This window comes from Microbispora sp. CA-102843 (assembly GCF_050936215.1).
GTDB lineage: Bacteria > Actinomycetota > Actinomycetes > Streptosporangiales > Streptosporangiaceae > Microbispora.
This window is the reverse complement of sequence record NZ_JBNJNF010000001.1, coordinates 3598200-3614514: the sequence shown is the minus strand read 5'-3', so window position 1 is coordinate 3614514 and position 16315 is coordinate 3598200. Positions and strand designations below refer to the sequence as shown.

At 72.9% G+C, this 16315-nt stretch carries 15 protein-coding genes; 5 read left to right on the top strand and 10 right to left on the bottom strand.

All coding sequences use genetic code 11. The annotated features are described in order from the left end of the window. Nucleotides 1-85: 85 nt before the first annotated feature. A complete protein-coding gene (locus ACQEVJ_RS16950; protein WP_433101975.1) occupies nt 86-1210 on the bottom strand; it encodes an FAD-dependent oxidoreductase in 1125 nt (374 codons plus the stop codon). Between the two features lie 142 nt (nt 1211-1352). Between ACQEVJ_RS16950 and ACQEVJ_RS16945 the strand changes: the two genes are divergently transcribed. Next, nucleotides 1353-2063 carry a TetR/AcrR family transcriptional regulator gene (locus ACQEVJ_RS16945; RefSeq protein WP_433101973.1) on the top strand — a complete coding sequence of 237 codons (711 nt, stop codon included), beginning with the start codon at nt 1353-1355 and terminating at the stop codon, nt 2061-2063. A 57-nt stretch (nt 2064-2120) separates the two neighbouring features. Here ACQEVJ_RS16945 and ACQEVJ_RS16940 read toward each other — a convergent pair whose 3' ends face one another. The 4 genes from ACQEVJ_RS16940 to ACQEVJ_RS16925 form a co-directional block, all read right to left on the bottom strand. Further along, the gene (locus ACQEVJ_RS16940; RefSeq protein WP_433101971.1) at nt 2121-2504 is read right to left on the bottom strand and encodes a DoxX family protein; all 384 of its coding nucleotides are present in this window, start codon (nt 2502-2504) and stop codon (nt 2121-2123) included. 246 nt (nt 2505-2750) lie between these two features. After that, entirely contained in the window at nt 2751-3677 is a 927-nt protein-coding gene (locus ACQEVJ_RS16935) for an RNA polymerase sigma-70 factor (protein ID WP_433101969.1), read from the bottom strand. 6 nt (nt 3678-3683) lie between these two features. After that, entirely contained in the window at nt 3684-4628 is a 945-nt protein-coding gene (locus ACQEVJ_RS16930; protein WP_433101967.1) for an NAD-dependent epimerase/dehydratase family protein, read from the bottom strand. Between the two features lie 182 nt (nt 4629-4810). Further along, nucleotides 4811-5557, bottom strand: a complete 747-nt coding sequence (locus ACQEVJ_RS16925; protein ID WP_433101965.1) for a helix-turn-helix domain-containing protein — start codon at nt 5555-5557, stop codon at nt 4811-4813. A 76-nt stretch (nt 5558-5633) separates the two neighbouring features. On the opposite strand from ACQEVJ_RS16925, the gene ACQEVJ_RS16920 reads away from it, so the two are divergent. Then, entirely contained in the window at nt 5634-6566 is a 933-nt protein-coding gene (locus tag ACQEVJ_RS16920; protein WP_433101963.1) for an LLM class flavin-dependent oxidoreductase, read from the top strand. A 13-nt stretch (nt 6567-6579) separates the two neighbouring features. On the opposite strand, the gene ACQEVJ_RS16915 is transcribed toward ACQEVJ_RS16920, so the two are convergent. Then, nucleotides 6580-9840 carry a BTAD domain-containing putative transcriptional regulator gene (locus ACQEVJ_RS16915; RefSeq protein WP_433101961.1) on the bottom strand — a complete coding sequence of 1087 codons (3261 nt, stop codon included), beginning with the start codon at nt 9838-9840 and terminating at the stop codon, nt 6580-6582. A 188-nt stretch (nt 9841-10028) separates the two neighbouring features. On the opposite strand from ACQEVJ_RS16915, the gene ACQEVJ_RS16910 reads away from it, so the two are divergent. The 3 genes from ACQEVJ_RS16910 to ACQEVJ_RS16900 all read left to right on the top strand — a co-directional run bounded on the left by ACQEVJ_RS16910 (nt 10029) and on the right by ACQEVJ_RS16900 (nt 11640). Further along, nucleotides 10029-10463, top strand: a complete 435-nt coding sequence (locus tag ACQEVJ_RS16910) for an FAD-dependent oxidoreductase (RefSeq protein WP_433101959.1) — start codon at nt 10029-10031, stop codon at nt 10461-10463. Next, on the top strand, nt 10358-10891 hold the full coding sequence (locus ACQEVJ_RS16905) for a hypothetical protein (RefSeq protein WP_433101957.1): 534 nt from the start codon (nt 10358-10360) through the stop codon (nt 10889-10891). The genes ACQEVJ_RS16910 and ACQEVJ_RS16905 overlap by 106 nt, the downstream gene beginning before the upstream one ends. A gap of 86 nt (nt 10892-10977) precedes the next feature. Continuing rightward, nucleotides 10978-11640: an SGNH/GDSL hydrolase family protein gene (locus ACQEVJ_RS16900; RefSeq protein ID WP_433101955.1), complete on the top strand. Its 663-nt coding sequence runs from the start codon at nt 10978-10980 to the stop codon at nt 11638-11640. Here the strand turns inward: ACQEVJ_RS16900 and ACQEVJ_RS16895 are convergent. From ACQEVJ_RS16895 to nirB, 4 genes are read right to left on the bottom strand one after another with little or no spacing between them, the layout of a single operon-like run. Beyond that, nucleotides 11598-12308: a sirohydrochlorin chelatase gene (locus ACQEVJ_RS16895; protein ID WP_433101953.1), complete on the bottom strand. Its 711-nt coding sequence runs from the start codon at nt 12306-12308 to the stop codon at nt 11598-11600. The two genes, ACQEVJ_RS16900 and ACQEVJ_RS16895, sit on opposite strands and share 43 nt — an antisense overlap. Further along, nucleotides 12305-13483, bottom strand: a complete 1179-nt coding sequence (locus ACQEVJ_RS16890; RefSeq protein WP_433101951.1) for a uroporphyrinogen-III synthase — start codon at nt 13481-13483, stop codon at nt 12305-12307. Before ACQEVJ_RS16890 ends, ACQEVJ_RS16895 begins: the two co-directional genes overlap by 4 nt. Beyond that, on the bottom strand, nt 13480-13836 hold the full coding sequence (nirD, locus tag ACQEVJ_RS16885) for a nitrite reductase small subunit NirD (RefSeq protein WP_433101949.1): 357 nt from the start codon (nt 13834-13836) through the stop codon (nt 13480-13482). The genes ACQEVJ_RS16890 and nirD overlap by 4 nt, the downstream gene beginning before the upstream one ends. After that, nucleotides 13833-16286 (bottom strand): nitrite reductase large subunit NirB, encoded by a 2454-nt coding sequence (gene nirB, locus ACQEVJ_RS16880; RefSeq protein WP_433101947.1) that lies wholly within the window; start codon nt 16284-16286, stop codon nt 13833-13835. Before nirB ends, nirD begins: the two co-directional genes overlap by 4 nt. Nucleotides 16287-16315: the final 29 nt, after the last annotated feature.

Below are 16315 nucleotides of genomic sequence, written 5' to 3'. Positions count from 1 at the left end.
GCTGCTTCACTCACACCCGAAGGCTCAACTCAAGGCGGTCCGATAGTTCCCCGCAGTGACGGACATCCGTCCGTGAATCGGAGGGCTACTCGTGTCCGGTGAACATGTCGATCAGGCTGTGGGGTGCGTCGTCGCCGTACATGAGCTCGTGGAGGTGGGCGGCGTCGGCGGCTTCCGCGGCGCTGCGGGGGAACAAAGCCTGCTCGTATTCGGTGAGCGCGGCCTCGACGTCGTCGGGGTGCGCGGCGATGGCCTTGCCGAGTTCGGCGCCGTCGTACATGGCCAGGTTGGCGCCTTCGCCGGACGGGGGCATGAGGTGGGCGGCGTCGCCGAGCAGGGTCACCCCCGGCACGCGATCCCACCGGTGCCCGGTGGGCAGGGTGTTGAGGGGACGCAGGACCGGCGCGGTGTCGCTGTCGGTGATCAGCGCGGTGAGCTCCGTCGCCCAGCCGTCGAACTCCTGCGCGATCCGCGTGGTGGCCGCGGTCGAATCGGTGAAATCGATGCCGGCGAACCACTCCTGCGGCCTCCGGAGCGCCACGTACGCGTGGAGGGTCCCGCCGCTCTCCCGGTGAGCTTGGATCGCCTTTCCCGGCGCGAGCGCGTACATCGCCCCGCCGCCGACCGCTTTCGCGCCGGCCGGGTGCCGGGTGTCGGCGTCGAACAGGTAGGTCTCGATGAACGACATGCCGACGTACTCGGGTGTGGCGTCGGAGAGCAGCGGCCGCACCCGTGACCACGCGCCGTCCGCGCCGACCAGCAGGCTCGTGACGACGGAGGTGCCGTCGGCGAAGGTCACCTTGTGGCGGCTGTCGCCGAGGGCACGAACGTCGCCGACCTTGTGGCCCCACCGGACGGCGCCGGCCGGGAGTGAGTCGAGCAGCATCCGCCGCAGCTCGCCGCGCATCACCTCGGGGCGCCCACCCGTGCCGTCGTCGGGTTCTTCGAACAGAACGGTCCCGTCCGGAGCGAGGGCCCGTGCCGCCTGGCGGCCCTCCAGGACGAGGCCGCGAAGCTCCTCGATCAGGCCCGCCGCCCGAAGAGCCGGTTGGCCGTTGTGGTCATGGATGTCGAGCATCCCGCCCTGCGCTCGCGCCGCGAGGGAGGATTCCGCCTCGTAGACGGTGGCCGGGATTCCATGGACGTGCAGGACGCGGGCGAGCGTGAGGCCGCCGAGTCCGGCTCCGATGATCGTGACATGAGTGGTCATGGCGCTTCCTTCTGATCGCGCACTGCTGGGTGACACCCGCCGGAGTCACGCCTGGAATGTTGTTCCAGCAAGTGGCAGTGTGGAACGACGTTCCATGCGATGTCAAGCTGGAATGGCGTTCCAGTGTGTCTAGAATCGACGCATGGCAACCAGGACGCGTCGTCCGGAACGACGGCAGGGACCGCTCTCGCGGGAGCGCATCGTCAGCGCCGCCGTCGAGCTCCTCGACACGGTGGGCGAGGGCGGTCTCACGTTCCGCGCACTGGCCGAGCGCCTCGCGACGGGCCCCGGGGCGATCTACTGGCACGTTGAGGGCAAGACCGAACTCCTCGCCGCCGCCACCGACGCCGTCGTCGCCGCCGCTGTGTCCGTCGAGCCCACCGAGTCTCCGGACTCGCCGCAGGACGGGATCCGCGCCGTCGCGCTCGGCCTGTTCGACGCGATCGAAGAACACCCGTGGCTCGCCACGCAGCTCGCGACCCAGCTCTCCCGCAGCCCCTGGGGGACGGTGGCGCCGCGGATCTTCGAAAGCATCGGCCGGCAGGTCCGCGCGCTGGGCGTGCCCGAGGGCAGTTGGTTCACGGCGACCTCGGCGCTGATGCACTACATCCTCGGCGCCGCCGGCCAGAACGCCGCGAACACCGCGAGTACCGGCCCTCTCGGGTCCGGCGTGGACCGCGCCGAGTTCCTCGACGCCGTATCGGCGGCATGGGAAGAGCTCGACCCGGACGACTACCCGTTCACCCGGGCCGTCGCGGAGCAGGTGCGCGGGCACGACGACCGCGAACAGTTCCTCGCCGGGATCGCTCTCATCCTCGCCGGCATCACCGCGATCCACCCGCTCACCACGTAGCCGCCTCGATCGGGCACTCCGCCGAGCCGCCCGCGCACGACGGCCCGGCAGGGCCGGTCAGCCGGCGAAGGCGCCGGGGCCGAAGCGGCCCCAGGCGATGAATGCGGCGAGCGCGAGATAGGCCAGGTTCAGCGCCGCGAACCGGAACTCGCGGCGGCGGCCGTGAGTGATCATCGCTCCGGCCATCAGCAGAATCCAGCAAAGGGCGGTCACCGGCACCAGGACCGGTGCGATGCCGACCGCGGCGGGCAGTATCAGGCCGGCCGCGGCGAGGACCTCGAGGACGCCGAGCGTCTTGACCCTGCCGGCGCTGACGCTTTGAGTCCATGCTCCACCAGGAGTCGCGGACAGTTTCTCCTTGGGCACGAATATCTTGATGGCGCCGCCGGCCAGGGCTACTACGGCCAGCAGTACGGCACCGAGCCACAGTGCGAGGTTCATCGAGTTCTCCGATCGTGATCAGGCGTGCGAACGTCGTGGACGCGCCCAGGGGTGCGGAAGGAGTGGGGAGATCGCTGATCGTTGGGCCGGCGGCAGGAGGGCCGGTGGTCGCCGGCGGCTGCGGGACGATGACGGTTCAGGTGTGGCACCGCTCGGCCCACATCAGCGATGCGAGCGCCTTGCTCGGTCAGGTCCAGGGCGGCCGCTCGCCGCCGGTGGCCATCGTGACCCTTGTGACCGGCGGGTTCAGTCCTTGCCGGTGGCCTTCCGGTCCGCGCGTACCAGGGCGCCGAGGTCGCCGACCCGGTCGAAGTGCCGGAGCTTGTCGGGGTTGACGATGGAGTGGATGGTCTGGATCCGGTCGTCGGCGATGTCCAGTCCCATCACCCCGACCAGTACGTCGCGGGCGTCGAAGACCAGGGCGCCCGGCTGGCCGTTGACCTGGGTGAGGTCGAAGCGCACGCCGCCGGCACGGGCCAGCATGGGCGCCATCGCCGCCAGGACGCGCGCCACGCGTTGACGTCCGTTGACCGGCCGTCCCAGCGCCGGCACATTGCCGCCGCCGTCGCCGTGCATCGCCACGTCCTGCGCCAGCAGCTCTTCCAGCGCGCGCAGGTCGCCGTGTTCGACGGCGGCGAAGAAGCGCCGAGCGAGCTGTTGTCGCTGCTGCCGGGACGCGTGGTAGCGCGGGCGGCGCTGCTGGAGGTGTTTGCGGGCCCGGGCGACCAGGTGCCGCGTGCTGTCCACATCGGTGCCGATGATCTCGGCGACCTCCGGGTACGGATAGTCGAAGACCTCGCGCAGCAGGAACGCGGCCCGCTGCTGCGGCGACAGGCTTTCCAGCAGCACCAGGACGGCCAACGACAGCGAGTCGGCGGTCTCGGCGTGCTCGCCCGGTGAGGGGTCTTCGGCCAGCGGTTCCGGTAGCCACTCACCGACGTACCGCTCCCGCCGCACCCGTGCCGAGCGCAACTGGTCGATGGCCAACCGAGTGACCAAGGTGGCGATGTAGGCCCGCGGCGAGGCGATCGTCTCGCCTCCACGCTGGGTCTGGTGCAGCCGCAGGAACGCTTCCTGCACCACGTCTTCGGCTTCGCTGACGCTGCCGAGCATCTGGTAGGCGATGGCGAAGGCCCGCGGCCGCAGCTCGCCATACAGATCCGATGCGGACACGTCGCGTCAGCTCAATCCGTCGGTGAACCCCGTGCGCCAGCTTGGGTGCTGCGGCGTCCAGCCCAGTTCGCGCTTGGTCTTCTCGCATGAGATCCCGCGGGCCCGCGTCATCATGTCGACCGCGCCCTCGCCTGCCAGCGGGCGGGCGAGCCAGGCGGGCACGCGGCGCGGCGGTTCGGCGCCGAGCGTGCGGGCCAGGTAGGGCAGCCAGACGCGCACCGGTGCCGGGTCGTCATCGGCGACGTGGTAGATCCCGGGCTTGCCTTCTTCGATGGCCGCGACGGTGGCCGCTGCGGCATCGGCGATGTGCACCAGCGACCACACTCCATCGCCGCTGCCGACGATGGGGAACCTCCGCTTGCGGATCTGCTCGGTCATGACCGCGTCCGGCGCGGCGCTGAGGCCGGTTTCGGGGCCATAGAAGGAACCGTAGCGGAGCACGATGCCGTCGGCCCAGGTGATGCCGGTCACCGCGTCCTCCAGGTGGCGCAACGCGGCCACCGCCGCCGCGGCGTCGGCGGGCGGGTTCGGCTCGATCCGGCCGTTCTCGTCGGCGACCGGCCCGCCGGTGCGCTCCATCCACAGGGAGTTGCTCTGCGCCACGAACCTGCCGACGCCGACCGCGCGCGCCGCGGCCAGCAGGTGGTCGGTGCCCTCGGTGCGCAGCCGGTTGGTGGCGGCCGCCATCCGCTTGACCTGCCGCATGCTCGACGGTCCGCTCAGCGCGGTGAGCTGGTGGACGATCACCTCGGGCGCGGCCTTGGCCACCGCGTCGGCCACCGAGTCCGGATCGAGCGCGTCGACGACGACCGGTTCGGCGCCCAGCGCGCGCAGCGGCCCGGTCTTGGCCTGCGAGCGGGTCGTGCCGACCACCTCGTGGCCGCGCACCACCAGCTGGGTGACGAGCCGGCCGCCGATCGCGCCGGACGCCCCGGCGATGAAGATTCTCATGACGTCTCCGTTCGTTGCGCTCAGCAAGTTGCGCTCAGCACTAGAGACGAGGGACCCCGGCTTCCCATGAACGGCAGTGACCCAACTCACACGATGCCAACGGCGCGCACCCTGCATTCGGCGTCGAACCGGCCCCGATCGAGGCCTGCCGCAAGAGGTCCAGGCCGGGCGGGCGGGTCACGTCAAGGGGTGTCTGCGGCCCGGCCGGTCAACAGCGCTGCCGTGGCCGCGTCGGCGGGCAGGAACGCCTCCAGCTTCAGCTCCGCCACGGTCACGTCCAGCGCTGTCGCGAACGTCGTGATCGTGGTCGTCAGCCGGAGCTCACCGCGCGCCGAGCGCAGCCGCACGGGGACGGCGAATCCCACGTGGTCGGGGCCCGGCGCGGCGTACGGCACGTAACCGGACAGCTCTTCGTACAGGTCGTCGTCTCGGGAGATGCGGTCGAGGATGTGCCGCGCCCACTGCGCCAGGTTGACGATCCGCGGCGCCAGGCCGTCCGGGTGCAGGGCGAGGCGCGGCACGTTGACCGGCGGGCGCAGCAGGTGCTCCGCGACGCCCTCGGCGAGCAGGTCGAACGCGTCGTTGGCGAGCACCAGCTCGTGCCGCGCGTCCACGACGATCGCGGGATAGGGCAGGTGCCCGGCCAGAATGTGCCGCAGGGCGGTGCGCACATGGTGCAGGGCGGGGTCGTCCAGCGGAGTCTGCGGGTAGACAGGGGCGTAGCCGGCCGCGAGCAGGAGCTCGTTGCGTTCCCGCAGCGGAAGCTCCATCGACTCACTGAGCCGCACCACCATGGACCGGCCGGGCCGGGAGCGGCCGCTTTCGATGAAGCTGAGGTGGCGTTGCGTCGTGCCCGCGCGCAGTGCGAGGTCGAGCTGGCTGAGACGGCAGCGCTGCCGGGTCGCGCGCAGGGCCTGAGGGAAATCCACTCGTCCCAGTGTGCTGCTTCCGTCCATTCCTTGTAGGGAATTGTTCTCACTCCCGGCGCGGGACACGATCCGTGCCATGAACACCCGACTGGGAATCCTGCTCCCCACCGGCCAGAACCAGTGGAACGACGCCCGCCGGCTGGTCGACTTCGGCGTCCGCGCCGAACGGCTCGGCTACGACTCGGTGTGGGCCAATGACACCCTCCTCGGCCCGCGGATCGAACCGCTGGCGATGCTCGCCGCCCTCTCAACGGCGACCGAGCGCGTCACGCTCGGCACGGCGACGCTGCTGCCGGCCTTCCGCCGTCCGGTCATGGCCGCGCAGGAACTCGCCTCTCTCGACCACCTGTCCGCCGGGCGGTTGGTCGTCACCGTGGGGGCGGGCTTCCCCGGCCGGTCGGAGATCGAATACGCGGTGTCGGAGGTGCCGTGGGAGCGCCGCTTCGCACGGTTGGACGACACGGTGGCCCTGTGGCGGGCGCTGTGGGCGGGCGAGCGGGCCTTCCACGGCAAGGTGCTGCGCTTCGATGAGCTGCCCGCGTCCACCCCCTCCCACCGGCCCGGCGGGCCGCCGATCTGGCTGGGAGGGGCGAGCCCGTCGGCGCTGGAGCGCGCCGGGCGGCTCTACGACGGGTGGCTGCCCTACCCGCCCGATCCCGCCGACTACCGGGCCGGCCTGGCGGAGGTGCGGCGGGCCGCGGCGCCGGCAATGCGTCCCGTGGACGCGGTCACCCCGGCGCTGTTCGTCACCGTGCTGGTCACCGACGACGCACAAGGGGGAGAACGGCAGCTCGACGCCTACTGCCAGGCCACTTATGGCCTGCCGTACGAGACGGCGCGGACGATCCAGGCGATGGTCGCGGGCCCGGCCGAGCATGTGGCCGCCACACTGGCCCGCTACACGGCGGCGGGCGCGCAGCACCTGGTCTGCCGAATCGCGGCGCTCTCCCTCGCCGCTCAGCTCGACCAGTTGGAAGTCCTCGCCCACATCGCCCGCCCGACGCACTGAACCGCCGGCCAGATCAGTCGGAATCTGGGTGAGCCGTCCTGAATTCCCGGCGCAGCCGGGCCGGGTCGACTTCGGTCACGGCCGTCTTCCGGTCCAGCTCCCAGCCCTTCCCGTACGCCGCGGCGAAGGCTTCCTCGCCCAGCGCGGCCCGCCCCCGGCGGGTGAGCTCGCGAACCTGCCGATCGGTGCGGTCGCGCGCGCCGCGCAGCCGGGAGGCGGCGCCGAGCAGGACGGCCGACTCGTGATGCCGCCCGTGCGCCTCGGCGAGCGCGGCCGCGTTCACCGCCACCCGCGACAGGATCGGCAGATCCCGGGTCTCCAGCGCCGCCGCGTACGCCTTCTCCAGCGCCTTCTCCGCGCCGGTCAGGTCACCCGTCTCCAGGCAGAGCGAGGCCCGTACGCCGCCGACCAGCGTTCGCACGTGGTCGGCGGGGAACCCGGTGTCGCCGTGCAGGCCCCGTTCGGCGTCGTCGAGCAGTTCCCGCGCCCGGTCCAGGTCGCCGCGCCGCACCCGGAAGACGGCCTCCCACCCGTCGACCAGGAACAGCATCTCCGGCGAGGCCGCGCGCAGCGCCCGCTCCCGGGCCGAGTCGATCATCGCGATCGCCAGGTCGGTGTCGCCGCGCCGCAGGTGCAGGTCGATCCAGCGCAGGTCGCCGAACACCTCGTCGCCGAGGCTGAGCGAACCGAACTCACCGGCCAGCGACCGGGCCTCGCGCAGGTCGGCCAGCGCGCCGTCGAGGTCGTCGTCGTACTGCCGCAGCTGGGCGCGCATCGGCAGCACGCTGGCCTGGCCCCAGCGGTCGCCGACCTGCCGGAAACAGGCCAGGGCCGCCTCCACGTCGGTGCGCGTCTTGTCGAGCTCGCCCGCGTTCTCGGTGAACTGGGCCCGGAACATGCGCGCCAGCCCGGACAGCCACACGTCGCCACCGTCGGCCAGGTGCTCGATGATCGCGGGCGTGCTCTTCTCCTCCTTGAGGAACGCGAGCGGGAGCGCGGTGAGCGCGCCGTAGGGGCCCGGCAGCTCCGGGTACACAAGCAGCCGGTCGGCCAGCTCGCGCAGCCGCGCCCGGTCGTCCGCGACCTCCTCGGCGGTCGTCCCTGGCCGGGTGCCGACCCGGTTGATCAGGTGGATCGCGTGGGCGCAGTCGCGGTCGGGCGTCGGCTCGCCGCCGGGCACCGCCAGTGCCTCGCCCAGCCAGTAGGCCGCGTCGGTGCGCCGGTCGAACATCTGCCAGTACCAGGTCAGGTTCAGGGCGAGAGCGACCGCGCCGAGGGCGTCGCCGGTGTCGCACCGCCGGCGCAGGGCGGCCAGCGCGTTGTCGTACTCGGCGCTGATGACTCGTATGGCCGCCATCTGGCCGGGTCCGCGCAGCTGCGGGTCGTACCGGGCCATCAGCTCGGCGAAGTACGCGGCGGCCAGGTCGCGGACGGTGCCGAGGTCGCCCGTCTCGGCCAGGCGGTCGGTGCCGTACTCGCGCAGCGTCTCCAGCATGCGGTAGCGGCCCGGGTCGGGCGCGAGCTGCAGCAGCGACCGGTCGACCAGGCCCGCGAGCAGCTCGGCGATCTCGGCAGCCGGCACCGCGGTGCCGGCGCAGACCGCGGCGGCCGAGGCAGGCGTGACACCGCCGGGCAGGATCGAGACGCGTTCGGCGACCGTACGCTCGTGCTCGCTCAGCAGCTCCCAGCTCCAGGCGATGACCGCGCGCAGCGTGCGGTGCCGGGGCAGCGCGGTGCGGCTGCCGGTGGTCAGCAGCCGGAACCGGTCGGACAGCCCGTCGGCCAGCTCGGGCAGCGACAGCGTCCGCAGCCGGGCCGCGGCCAGCTCCAGCGCCAGCGGCATCCCGTCCAGGCCGCGGACCACCCGCCGGACCTCGGGCAGCGTCGTCTCGTCCACGTCGAAGCCCGGGCGCACGGCCGCGGCCCGCTCGGTGAACAGGCGTACCGACGCCGCCCGGCGGGCCTGCTCCACGCCGTCGTCCGGCCCGGGCAGGGCGAGAGGGCCGAGCGGCACCAGCGCCTCGCCGTCGACCGCGAGGGGTTCGCGGCTGGTGGCGAGCACGCGCAGCCCGGAGCAGCGGGACAGCAGTGCCGCGACCAGGTGGGCCACGGCGTCGATCAGGTGCTCGCAGTTGTCGACCAGCAGCAGGCTCTCCCGGCCGCCGAGCTTGTCGGCGAGTACGTCCAGCTCGTCGCCCTCGACCCGCGTCCGGGCCTCGAACATCGCGCCCGCGCGGAGCCCGATCCCGGCGAGCACGGCCGCGCCGACCTTGGCCGGCTCGGTGACCGAGGCGAGGTCGATCATCCAGGCGCCGTCGCGGTACTCGTGGCGGTGGCGGCGGGCGGCCTCGACGGCGAGGCGCGTCTTGCCTGAGCCGCCGGGACCGAGCACGGTGACCAGGCGCCCGGCGGCGAGCAGCGTGTCGATCCGGGCGAGGTCGTCGTCGCGCCCGATGAAGCTGGTCAGCGGCGCGGGCAGGTTGCTCGGCCTGGTCTGCGCGGCGTCGGCGGCCGGGTCGGGCCGCTCCGCGAGCAGCAGGCGCAGGTGGCGCTCGCGCAGCGCGGCGCCCGGGTCGGTGCCGAGGACGTCGGCCAGGGTTTCGCGGACCCGCTCGTACAGGGCCAGGGCCTCGGCCTGGCGACCCTGAGCGGCGAGCGCGTCCATGAGCAGCGCGGCCGCCCGCTCGTCGACGGGGTGCTCGGCGAGCAGGGCGGTCAGGCGGGCCGCGGCCTCGCCGGCACGGCCCAGGGACAGCTCGGCGACGGCGAGGTCGGCGACGGCCTCGACCGAGGCGTGGGCCAGCCGGGTCGCGGCGGCTGGCGCTACCGCGGCGACGACCGCGGGCTCGGCACCGGGACGGTCGCCCCACAGCGCCACGGCCTCGCCGAGCACGGCCGCCGCGGCGATCGGGTCGCCGGCGCGCAGGCGGTCACGACCGGCGGCGGCGAGCCGCTCGAACCGCAGCGCGTCCACGTCGGCCGCGTCCACGTCCAGCCGGTAGCCGCCCGCGACCTGCGCGACGTCGCCGGCCGAGCCGAGGGCCCGGCGCAACCGCGAGACGAGGGCCTGCAGGGCGTGGGCGGGCCCGGTCGGCGGGTCCTCGGCCCAGATCGCGTCGACCAGGACGCCCTGCTCGACCGCGCGCCCGCCGGCGAGCGCCAGCCGTACGACCAGACCCTGCAACCGCGCACCCGGAACGGGCAGGGCGGCGTCACCGCGAGCCGCCTGAAAGGCGCCGAGCAGCGTGACGCGAAGCCGCGCGTCCCCGTCCATCTCCCGATATTCGCGCACGCACCCTCGAGTCCCCAAATCACGGCAGGGCCCGCAGGACGGGAGTGTCAGCGCCGCGTGCGCCCCCGTCAGCGCCGTGTGAGCCCCGTGTGAGCCCCGTGTGAGCGGCCCGCTTCAGTCTTTGCGTGCCTGAAGAGAACAGGACCGCGATCTTCGGAAGGGGAGGTCTCGTGCATGACGTAGTGATCGTGGGAGCCGGCCCGGTTGGTCTGTTCCTTGCCTGCGAGCTCGGCCTCGCGGGCTGCTCTGTCCTGGTGCTCGAGCGGGAGCCGGAGCCCCGCTCGCCGTGGAAGGCGGACCCGCTCGGGATGCGGGGCCTGTCCGCCACGTCGGTCGAGGCGTTCTACCGCCGCGGCATGCTGCACCCGCTGCTGAAGACGTCGGGCGTCGACGACCATCCCGGCGCGGACGAGCCCGCGCCCCCTCGCGGCGCGGGCCACTTCGCCGGCATGATGCTCGATCCGGCCAAGGTCGACTGGGATGGAAGCTCGCGGCGACCGTGCACGGGTACGCGCCGGACGGGCTTCTCGATACCTACACCCGCGAGCGCCATCCGATCGTGGCGTGGGTGCTCGACTGGACGCGCGCCCAGGCGGCGGCCATGAGGCCGGACCCGCATGCGCAGGCGATCCAGGGAGTGATCCGCGACCTGATCGGGACGCGTGACGGAACGACCTACGTGTTCGACAGGACATCGGGATCGTCGATCCGCTACGACCTCGGCAGCGAGCAGTCGCTGGTCGGCCGCAACGCCCCGGACCTTCGTCTTGAGGACGGCACCCGCCTCGGCGACCTGATGCGGGACGGACGAGGCGTCGCGCTCGATTTCAGCGCCGACCGATGCCTGCACGGTTCGGCGATGGGCTGGAAAAGCCGGATGCGGTACGCGGCAGGCCCGGCGAGAAACGACCTCGGATCGGGTGCCGTGCTTGTCCGGCCTGACGGCATAGTCGCCTGGGCAGGTGATCGAGACCCTGATCGTGAAGCGTTCGAGCGGGCCGCCGCCCATTGGTTCGGCAGCCCGGAAATCTGAAGCAGTCACCCCGCTCCCTTGTCGCCGCTGTGGGCGCTGCACGGGCGCGGAACCCTTCCTCCCCTCAACGAGTTCAAGGAGCGCACATGACGATCACCCTCCGGCCGGGAAGCACCGTGATGTTCACCGGCGATTCGATCACCGACTGCCGGCGGTTGGACAGCGAACAGGGTCTCGGGTTCGGCTACCCGCTGCATGTCGCGGGCGAGTGGGGCCTCCGGCACCCGGACCGGCCCGTGACCTGGCTGAACACCGGGATCGCGGGCGACAAGGTGATGGACCTCGAAGCCCGCTGGCAGGCGGACGTGCTCGACGCGCGCCCGGACGTGGTGTCGATCCTCGCCGGCGGCAATGACGTGGCCTGGCACACGTACGACCCGGACGGCTACGTGATCCCCGTGGAGGACTACGCGGCGGGTTACGACCGCCTGCTCGCGCCCCTCGCCGAGGCGGGCACGGAACTGATCCTCATCGAGCCGTTCCTCCTGCCGATTCGCGGCCTTGTCGAGGTCGGCGACGCGCACGTCGGCGAAGAGGAGCGGAAGAAGTGGCGAGCCGACCTGGACCCGAAGATCCAGGTCGTGCGCGAGCTCGCCCGCAAGCACGGCGCGCACCTGCTCGCCGCTGACGGCATGTTCGCCGAGCTCGCCGCGACGACCGGGCCGGAGTACTGGGCCGCGGACGGCGTGCACCCGACGCCGGCCGGTCACGCCGCACTCTCGGCGGCCTGGCTGCGCCTGGTCGCGTGACCGGCCTCGTCGAAGCGGGCCCAGACGAGGGCGGCCAGGTCGTCGTCCACGCCGAGGGGCGCGCTGACCAGGTCGGCGCCGCCCCTCACCAGCCGGTCGTGGAAGAAGCCGGGCGCGAGCAGGTAGGAGGCGACGGCGACGCGCGGGGCGAGGCCGGCCCTGACGCGCTCCAGCGCCTCGGCGAGCGTGGGCGTCCCGGCCGAGGCGAAGGCGGCGGTGACGGGACGCGAGAGCCGTACGGACAGCAGCCGGGCGGCGGCGCGGACGTCGTCGAGCGCGGCGGGGTCGGACGAGCCCGCCGCGCCCAGGATCACGGCGTCGCAGGGCCGCAGACCGGCCGCGGCCAGGCGGCGCGCCAGCACCGAGGTCAGCAGCCGGTGTGGTCCGAGCTGCCCGGCGACGACCGCGTCGGGCCGGGTGCGGGCGACGACGGCCGGCAGGTCGATGTGCGCGTGGTATCCCCCGGCGAGCAGCATGGGGACCACCACGACCGGTCCTGCCACCCGCGACAGCACGTCGGACAGCAGCGGCGCGCTGATCTCCAGGAACCCGAGTTCGACCGGCGCGCCGGGCCGGGCGCGGCGCACCCGGGCCGCCAGGGAGTCCATGACCGACTCCCAGTGGCCGCTGCGCGCCCCGTGCGCCGCCATCACCAGAGTCGGGGTCACCGCTCGTCCCGGCCGCAGGCGAGGCGGTAGCCGCGCTTGACGACGGTCTCGACGATGCCCGAGGGGCCCAGCGCCCGGCGCAGGCGGGTGATGGCCATCTCGACCGCGTGCTCGGCCGAGTCGCGGGAGGGGCCGCCGGGCAGCACGACCCGCAGGTCGGCCCGGTTCACCACGTGCCCGGGACGCTCGGCGAGCCGCTTGAGCACGGCCATCGGGGCGGGCGGCAGCGGCTTGAGCTCGCCGTCGACCACCACGGCGTGGCCGCGGATCTCCAGTTCGTGCCCGCCCGCGACGAGCCTCGTGACGCCGCTTTCCGGCAGGTGGCGGGCGAGGGTCCGGGCGAGCGCGCCGAGGCGGGCCCGGTCGGGCTGGACGACCCGCACGCCGCGCTGGGTCAGCGGCCCGGCCGTGACCGGGCCCACGCAGGCCGCCACGACGCGGGCGTCGAACGCCGCGAGCAGCGCGTCCTCCAGCCCGTCGGCGCGGGCGGCGCCGAGCATGGCCAGCACGGCGGGCGCGCTGGTGAAGGCCACCGCGTCCACCGAGCCGGTGATCGCCTGGCTGATCAGGCGGCGCAGCGGCGAGGTGTCGCGGTAGGGCAGCCACCGGTAGACCGGCACCTCGATCACCTCGGCGCCCGCCTCCCGCAGCGACGCGACGAAGCCGTCGAGCGGCTCGCCGTGCAGTTGCACGGCGATGCGGCGGCCGTGCAGATCCTGCGCGAGCAGGTACTCCTTGACCTCCTCGCACGACTCGGTGGCCGGCGTCCAGAAGTCCACCAGGCCGGCCGCGCGGACGGCCCCGCGCGCCTTCGGGCCGCGGGCGAGCAGCCGCGCGCCGCCCAGGTGCGCGTTCAGGTCGGCGGACAGGCCCCAGCCCTCCGCCGCCGCCATCCACCCGCGGAACCCCACGCCCGTGGTGATGACCACGTCGTCGACGGGCGCCTCCAGGCAGGCCCGGGTCGCGGCGAGCAGCCCGGCGTCCTCCGCGAGCGGCACGATGCGGATCGCGGGCGCCCGCACCACCCGGGCGCCCCGCCGTTCGAGGAGCGCGGCCAGTTCCTCGCTGCGGCGGGTCGCCGTCACCCCGATCGTGAACCCGGCCAGCGCGTCCGGCGCCGTCTCCAGGCTCATCGGGGCCCCGTCCACGAGTGCGGGGTCCACCAGCACGGTCATACCACGCTCACCTCCACGGTTCCGTCGGTGACTCGAATGGGGTAGGTCGGTACGGCGACGCCGGAGTCGTCCGCGCACACGCCCGTCACCAGCGAGAACACCTGCTTGTGCATGGGCGAGGCCACGGTCGGCTCGCCGTTCCTGGTGCCGACGATGCCCCGGGACATCACGTACGCCCCGCTGAACGGGTCGAGGTTGCCCAGGGCGTACAGGGCGCCGTCGAAGGTGCGGAAGACGGCCACCTGCCGGTCGCCTACGAGCACCGCCGCGCCCCGCTCGGGCAGCAGGTCGGTGTAGGAGCAGACCGGGGTCCAGTGGCCGGCAAGGGCCGGGGTCTCGTCGAGGATGGTCATGTGCGGGTCACCTCCAGTGGGATCAGCACCGGCTTTATCTGGTCGCGCTCGGTCTCGAAGGAGATCGAGGGGTCGGGAACGCCGGGGGCGTTGACGAAGCTGACGAAGCGGCGCAGCTTGTCGGGGTCCTCGATGGTGGCCCGCCACTCGTCGACATACGTGGACGCGTGCCGCTCCATCTGCGCGTCGAGTTCGGCGCAGATGCCGAGCGAGTCCTCCATGACCACCTCACGGAGGTAGTCGAGCCCGCCGTCCAGGTTCTCCAGCCACGCGGCGGTGCGCTGGAGCCGGTCGGCGGTGCGGATGTAGAACATCAGGAACCTGTCGATGGTCCTGACCAGGTCGTCGGTGGACAGGTCGGACGCGAGCAGGTCGGCGTGGCGGGGCTTGAAGCCGCCGTTGCCGCCCACGTAGAGGTTCCAGCCCTGCTCGGTCGCGATGATGCCGAAGTCCTTCGACCGGGCCTCGGCGCACTCCCGGGCACAGCCGGAGACGGCCGACTTCAGCTTGTGCGGCGAGCGCAGCCCCCGGTAGCGCAGCTCCAGCGCGATGGCCAGGCCCACCGAGTCCTGCACGCCGTAGCGGCACCAGGTGGATCCGACGCAGGACTTCACCGTCCGCAGCGCCTTGCCGTACGCGTGACCGGACTCGAAGCCGGCGTCGACGAGGCGGCGCCAGATGGCGGGCAGCTGCTCGACCCGGGCCCCGAGCAGGTCGATGCGCTGCGCTCCGGTGATCTTCGTGTAGAGCCCGAATTCGCGGGCCACCTCGCCGATCACGATGAGCTTGTCCGGGGTGATCTCGCCGCCCGGGATGCGCGGGACGACCGAGTAGGTGCCGTTCTTCTGGATGTTGGCCAGGAACTGGTCGTTGGTGTCCTGCAGCGCGGCCTGCTCGCCGTCGAGGATGTGGCCGCGACCGAGGGAGGCGAGGATCGAGGCGACCGCGGGCTTGCAGATGTCGCAGCCGCGGCCGGTCCCGTGCTCGGCGATGAGCTGGGAGAACGTCGTGATCCCCCGGACGTTGACGATGTCGAACAGCTCGGCCCTGCTGTGCGGAAAGTGCTCGCACAGCGCCTTGCCGACGTCGACGCCCGACTTCACCAGGATCTGCTTGAGCATCGGCACGCAGCTTCCGCAGGTGGTGCCGGCCCGGGTGCAGTCCTTGATGCCCTGCACGTCGGTCAGGCCCTTGTCGGTGATGGCCGCGCAGATCCTGCCCTTGGTGACGTTGTTGCAGGAGCAGACCTGCGCGTCGTCGGGCAGGTCGACCGACGCCTTGCCCGCGCCGGCGAACAGCAGGTCGCTCGGCGCGCCGGGCAGCGGCTTGCCGACGAACGGCCGCAGCGCGTTGTACGGCGAGGCGTCGCCGACGCAGATGCCGCCGAGCAGGGTCGTGGCGTCGTCGCTGATGAACAGCCGCTTGTAGACGCCGCCCACGGGGTCCATGTAGGTGACGTCGAGCGCGCCCGACATGGCTCCGAACTGCGCGACCTCCACGCCCAGCAGCTTGAGCTTGGTGGACATGTCGGCGCCGGTGAAGGCCGCGGACCCGTCCAGGATGCGCTCGGCGGCCACCTCCGCCTGCGTGTTGCAGGGCCCGACGAGGCCGTAGACCATGCCCCCGGCCAGGGCGCACTCGCCGATCGCGTAGATGCGCTCGTCGGAGGTGCGCATGCCCTCGTCGACCACGACGCCGCCGCGCTCGCCGACCTCCAGGCCGCAGGCGCGGGCGAGCTCGTCGCGCGGCCGGATGCCGGCGGAGAAGACGACGACCTGCGCGTCGATCGCCTCGCCGTCGGGCTTGACGAGCGACGTGACCCGGCCGCCGGGGCCGGCCTCGATCGAGCGCACGCCCGCACCCGTGTGGATCGTCAGCCCGAGCCCCTCGATGTGCCCGCGCAGCACGGAGCCGCCGCCCTCGTCCACCTGGCGCGGCATGAGCCAGCCGCTCATCTCGATGATGTGCGTGTCCAGGCCGAGCCCGCGCAGGGCGTCGGCCGCCTCCAGGCCGAGCAGGCCGCCGCCGATGACCACACCCGCCCGGGCGTCCCGCGAGGCGTCCCTGATGGCGTCCAGGTCGTCGATCGTCCGGTACACGAAGCAGCCCGGCAGGTCCCGGCCCGGCACCGGCGGCACGAACGGCGCCGACCCGGTGGCCAGCACCAGCACGTCGTACGGCTCGCTGTCGCCGGCGTCGGTGGTGACGGTGCGGTTCGCGCGGTCGATCGCGGTGACGCGGACGCCGGTCCTGAGCGTGACGCGGTCCGGAACCGGATAGGTGAGGTCCTCGACGCTCTTGCCGCTGAGGTAGGAGGTGAGCGCCACCCGGTCGTAGGCCGGGCGGGGCTCCTCCCCGAAAACGGTGACCGTCCCGTCGAAGCCCCGGCCGGCGAGCGTCTCGATCAGGCGGTGTGCCGCCGGGCCGTGTCCTACAACGACGAGTCTCATGCGCTTACGGTCCCTCATGCGCTTACGGT